The 4,733-nt window shown below is 36.0% G+C and carries 6 protein-coding genes; 5 read left to right on the top strand and 1 reads right to left on the bottom strand.

All coding sequences use genetic code 11. The annotated features are described in order from the left end of the window. From ACEWK1_RS27265 to speD, 3 genes are all read left to right on the top strand, one after another. Positions 1 to 216: D-alanyl-D-alanine carboxypeptidase (locus ACEWK1_RS27265; protein ID WP_416636846.1), on the top strand; the 216-nt coding region annotated here is incomplete at its 5' end. 71 nt (positions 217 to 287) lie between these two features. Further along, complete coding sequence (locus ACEWK1_RS27260) at positions 288 to 932, top strand: SDR family oxidoreductase (RefSeq protein ID WP_121662376.1); 645 nt, start codon at positions 288 to 290, stop codon at positions 930 to 932. A 159-nt stretch (positions 933 to 1,091) separates the two neighbouring features. Continuing rightward, complete coding sequence (speD, locus tag ACEWK1_RS27255) at positions 1,092 to 1,898, top strand: adenosylmethionine decarboxylase (RefSeq protein ID WP_121662375.1); 807 nt, start codon at positions 1,092 to 1,094, stop codon at positions 1,896 to 1,898. A gap of 30 nt (positions 1,899 to 1,928) precedes the next feature. Here the strand turns inward: speD and ACEWK1_RS27250 are convergent, their stop codons facing one another. Next, positions 1,929 to 2,459 carry a YceI family protein gene (locus ACEWK1_RS27250; RefSeq protein WP_121662374.1) on the bottom strand — a complete coding sequence of 177 codons (531 nt, stop codon included), beginning with the start codon at positions 2,457 to 2,459 and terminating at the stop codon, positions 1,929 to 1,931. Between the two features lie 332 nt (positions 2,460 to 2,791). On the opposite strand from ACEWK1_RS27250, the gene ACEWK1_RS27245 reads away from it, so the two are divergent. Together ACEWK1_RS27245 and ACEWK1_RS27240 are read left to right on the top strand one after the other, a co-directional pair. After that, positions 2,792 to 3,310, top strand: a complete 519-nt coding sequence (locus ACEWK1_RS27245) for a DoxX family protein (RefSeq protein ID WP_121662373.1) — start codon at positions 2,792 to 2,794, stop codon at positions 3,308 to 3,310. A gap of 135 nt (positions 3,311 to 3,445) precedes the next feature. Further along, on the top strand, positions 3,446 to 4,654 hold the full coding sequence (locus ACEWK1_RS27240; RefSeq protein ID WP_212134105.1) for an acyl-CoA dehydrogenase family protein: 1,209 nt from the start codon (positions 3,446 to 3,448) through the stop codon (positions 4,652 to 4,654). The last annotated feature ends 79 nt before the right edge of the window (positions 4,655 to 4,733 follow it).

Below are 4,733 nucleotides of genomic sequence, written 5' to 3'. Positions count from 1 at the left end.
ACACTGCGTAATCGAATGACCGAAAAGCCTCTCAAAGAAAATGTCATTGCGAAAACCGGTACCCTTACTAATGTAAGTTCTATATCGGGTTATTTAACATTGTCTGACGGAAATAAACTTATTTTTTCCATTCTGATGAATCACTTAAAAGATGAAGAGCAAGGAAAATTACTTGAAGAAAAAATTTTATCCGTAATTGCTCAATCTACATTGTAGAGCAAACCTTTTGAACTTTTGTTTTTTCTCTGAAATAATGAATAGGAACAATAAGAGGAGGGGATAAAACAATGAAAGTATTTGTCGTTGGAGCAAATGGACAAATAGGGAAACAACTCACAGAACGTTTAAATGAAAATGAAAACCACACTGTACTTGCAATGGTAAGGAAGGAAGAGCAACAGAAGGAGTTTGAAAATAAAGGAATAGAAACAGTTTATGCTAATTTAGAAGGAACAGTTGAAGAACTTCAAAAAGCATTAAGTGGCTGTGATGCAATCGTATTTACTGCTGGATCCGGAGGAAGCACAGGATCTGATAAAACACTCCTAATTGATCTTGATGGAGCAGTAAAAACGATGGAGGCTGCTGAAAAAGCAGGTATTGAGCGATTTATTATGGTTAGTGCTCTTCAAGCAAACAATCGGGAAAATTGGAACGAAAATCTTAAACCATATTATGTAGCTAAACACTATGCTGATAAAATGCTAGTTCAATCAAACTTAAATTATACAATTATTCGCCCGGGCGGTTTACTTAATGAAAAGGGAACTGGAAAAATCACAGCAGGTGATAAAGTGCCAAGAGCAACAATTCCACGAGAAGATGTAGCAGCAACAGTAATTGAAGCACTTGAAAATCCAAATACCTATCACAAATCTTTTGATATTGTGTCAGGCGAAGACACCATATCTGACGCCTTAAATAATCTATGATCCATATTTATAAAAAGACAGCAGTCCCCATGGGTTGCTGTCTTTTTCGCGTAGTGATTTTTCTTAAGCTCGAGAATTATGATTGCCTTCTCAAAAAATGGGTAATATAACTATGTAAGCTTGTATCGGAACTATCATAAATATAAGGGGGAAGAAGTAATGGTCCTTACTCCAGAACAAAGAATCCAATTACATGGTTTTAATAATTTAACAAAATCACTAAGCTTTAATATGTATGATGTGTGTTATACAAAGACGAGGGAAGAGAGAGAGGCATATATTGAGTATATTGATGAACAATACAATGCAGATCGCTTAACAAAAATTTTGAAAAATGTCACGGATATAATCGGTGCTCACGTATTAAATATTGCTAAGCAAGACTATGTGCCACAAGGATCAAGTGTAACCATTCTTGTTTCGGAAGGTCCTGTTGTTGAGGTTCCGACAGAATCCTATGATGAATCTCCAGGTCCACTCCCCGAAGCAGTTACTATGGGACTGGATAAAAGTCATATTACGGTGCATACATATCCTGAATATCATCCAAATGAGGGAATAAGCACATTTCGTGCAGATATTGATGTTTCAACTTGTGGAGAAATTTCACCTCTTAAAGCATTAAATTACCTCATTCATTCTTTTGATACAGATATTATGACAATGGATTATCGAGTTAGAGGATTTACAAGAGACATCAATGGAGATAAATTATTTATTGATCATGATATCAGTTCCATTCAAAATTATATTCCTGATGAAGTACAAGAAGATTTTGACATGATTGATGTAAATATTTATCAAGAAAATATATTTCATACAAAATGTAAGCTGAAGAAATTTGATTTGAACAACTATTTATTTGGATACACTAAAGATAAATTAAGCATAGAAGAACAAGAACAAATTACAGATAAATTGACGAAGGAAATGGATGAAATTTTCTACGGAAAGAATATAAAATAGGGGGCGAGTCCGACTCGCCCCTTTTTATAATTAAGCTTTTGCAGCTTGAAGTTGAAGAGAAACTTTAATTTGATCTCCTACTAAAACTCCACCAGCTTCTAATGGTGCATTCCAAGTTAGACCATAATCACTACGCTTTAATTTTCCCTCTACAGCAAAGCCAGCTTTTTCATTACCCCATGGATCAACACCAGTTCCTTCAAAAGAAACGACGAATGTTTCGGATTTTGTTACACCGTGTAAAGCTAAGTCTCCAGTCACGTTATACTCGTTTTCATCAGTTTTTTCAATGTTTGTAGCTTTAAAAGTCAAAGTTGGGTGATTTTCAACATCAAAAAAGTCTGCAGAGCGTAAGTGGTTATCTCGGTCTTCGTTACGAGTGTCAACACTTGCTAAATCTACTGAAAAAGCAATATCAGCAGTTGTTAAGTCTGTTGGATCAGCCTCGATTTCTGCATTAAAGCTTTGGAAACCACCTTTAACTGTTGCAAACATCATGTGTTTAACAGAGAAGTCCACTCCACTGTGTGTTGGGTCAAGATTCCATTTTGATTTTGTCATTTTTTTCTCCTCCAATAATTATATATTTTAAATTAAAATATCTCAGTTTAAAGATTTATAACTTCGAGATAAATTATAGTATTTAAAAAAGTAAATGTCAATTAAAAAAATAGAAGGAAATCGAGATTTCTGTGATGAAAATCACATTATAAGAAATTTCAGATACTTTTCGAACACTATGTGAAGTGTATTGAAGGTAAGAGGAAATGGGAGTATAGTAAAGGTGTAGAAAGAAAGTGAAGAACTTCACAAACTTTCTACTAGGAAGCTAGCTGCCTTAAATTTTTTAATAAATTATGTGAAAAACTTCACAAATAAGGAGATGCTAAACCATGAATATGTTAAGAGGACCTAAAATGGCAATTATATGGACAGTGTTACGAATTTGGTTAGGCATACAATGGCTTGAAGCTGGAATTCATAAAGTAGCAGATGGATTTGATGCAACTGGTTTTATACAAGGAGCGATTGCGAAAGCAACAGGAGATCATCCAGCAGTCCAAGGCTGGTACGCAACATTCCTTGAAACATTTGCTCTACCGAATGTGAACGTGTTTAACATCTTAATACCTTGGGGAGAAGTATTGGTCGGTATCGGATTAATTTTAGGAGCTGCGACAATTCCAGCCTTACTTGCTGGAGCATTCATGAACCTAAATTTTTTACTAGCAGGAACAGTTAGCACAAACCCGGTACTCTACACAGCAGCCATTCTATTAATGGTCGCTGGCACAGCAGGATATTTCTACGGAGCAGATAGGTTCTTAATCCCTTATATTAGAAAAATGATCAACAACAATCGCCATACTAAAAAAAATCATCACGAGCAAAACCACCTTCCAGCTCATTAAAAATAGAATTAAAAGATTCAGCAAACTTTATTAGCTGAATCTTTTTTTTTATTTAAAAAGGACTTTACACGAATTTAATAGAATAGGATAAATATATGAAAACGCTTTAAATCTAACGTTTTAGGAGGATAAAACATGTTGAACTTTAATCTATCTCAGGAACAAGAAATGGTGAAAAAACTTGTAAGATCATTTGTTGATAAGGAAATATCACCTAATATGACTGAATGGGATCGGAAAGGTCATTTTGAAACAAGTATTTTGAATCGACTTGCTGATTTGAATTTAATGGGCGTTTGTATCCCTGAGGAATATGGTGGAAGTGGTATGGATTATAATGCATTGGCAATTGTTTGTGAAGAGCTAGAAAGAGGTGACACAGCATTTCGTACAGCAGTTTCGGTTCATACGGGTCTTAATAGCATGACGCTTTTGCAATGGGGAAATGAATGGCAAAAGCAAAAATATCTTACTCCTCAAGCAAAAGGTGAGAAAATTGGGGCGTTTGGTTTAACGGAGCCTAATGCTGGATCTGATGTAGCTTCAATGAAAACGTCAGCTGTCAAACAAGGTGATTACTACATACTGAACGGTCAGAAGACATGGATTTCATTATGTGATGTGGCTGACTATTTCCTCGTGTTTGCCTATACAGATACAAGTAAAAAACATCACGGAATTTCTGCTTTTATTGTTGAGCGAACAATGCCTGGTTTTTCATCAAAAGCCATTAAAGGTAAGCTGGGCATCCGGGCTGGAAATACAGGTGAACTATTTTTTGACAATGTAAAAGTTCCAAAAGAGAACTTGCTAGGAGAAGAAGGGGAGGGCTTTAAAATTGCCATGTCTGCATTAGATAATGGAAGGTTTACTGTTGCAGCAGGGGCATGTGGAATTATTTCAGCCTGTCTTGAAGCAAGTGTTAAGTATTGTCATGAGCGGAGCACGTTTGGAAAAGAAATCGGTAAACACCAGCTTGTTCAACAAATGCTTGCTAAAATGGAAGCAGGTTTACAAATGTCTCGTTTGCTCGTTTATCGTGCAGGCTGTCTAAAGAATGAAGGAAAACGAAACACCCGTGAAACATCGCTGGCCAAGTGGCAGGCTTGTGATTTTGCTAACGAAGCAGCAAACGACTCTGTCCAAATTCATGGAGCCTACGGTTACTCAGATGAATACCCAGTTGAAAGACACCTACGAAATTCAAAAGCACCAGTTATATACGAAGGAACAAGAGAAATCCATACTATTATGCAAGCTGAATATGTACTTGGCTACCGCAATGATAAACCACTGAATAAATCACTCCCTGCTTGGGAAGATATTGAGCAGTTGCTGCATTGAGGGGTGCCTGTGGTCAAACCCCCAATAAATAGACAAAAAACAAAACGACAAAATTGGAAAATAAACGAAATGTAATTGT

The sequence above is a fragment of the Metabacillus sp. YM-086 genome, from assembly GCF_048059995.1.
In the GTDB taxonomy this organism is placed as follows: Bacteria; Bacillota; Bacilli; order Bacillales; family Bacillaceae; genus Metabacillus; species Metabacillus litoralis_B.
The sequence above is the reverse complement of the archived record's forward strand: the minus strand, read 5'-3'. Positions and strand labels throughout refer to the sequence as shown.

Bases quoted from the DNA above. Each gene is read 5' to 3' on its own strand.
- ACEWK1_RS27260 (WP_121662376.1), top strand. From the start codon at position 288: ATGAAAGTATTTGTCGTTGGAGCAAATGGACAAATAGGGAAACAACTC.
- speD (WP_121662375.1), top strand. From the start codon at position 1,092: ATGGTCCTTACTCCAGAACAAAGAATCCAATTACATGGTTTTAATAAT.
- ACEWK1_RS27250 (WP_121662374.1), bottom strand. From the start codon at position 2,459: ATGACAAAATCAAAATGGAATCTTGACCCAACACACAGTGGAGTGGAC.
- ACEWK1_RS27245 (WP_121662373.1), top strand. From the start codon at position 2,792: ATGAATATGTTAAGAGGACCTAAAATGGCAATTATATGGACAGTGTTA.
- ACEWK1_RS27240 (WP_212134105.1), top strand. From the start codon at position 3,446: ATGTTGAACTTTAATCTATCTCAGGAACAAGAAATGGTGAAAAAACTT.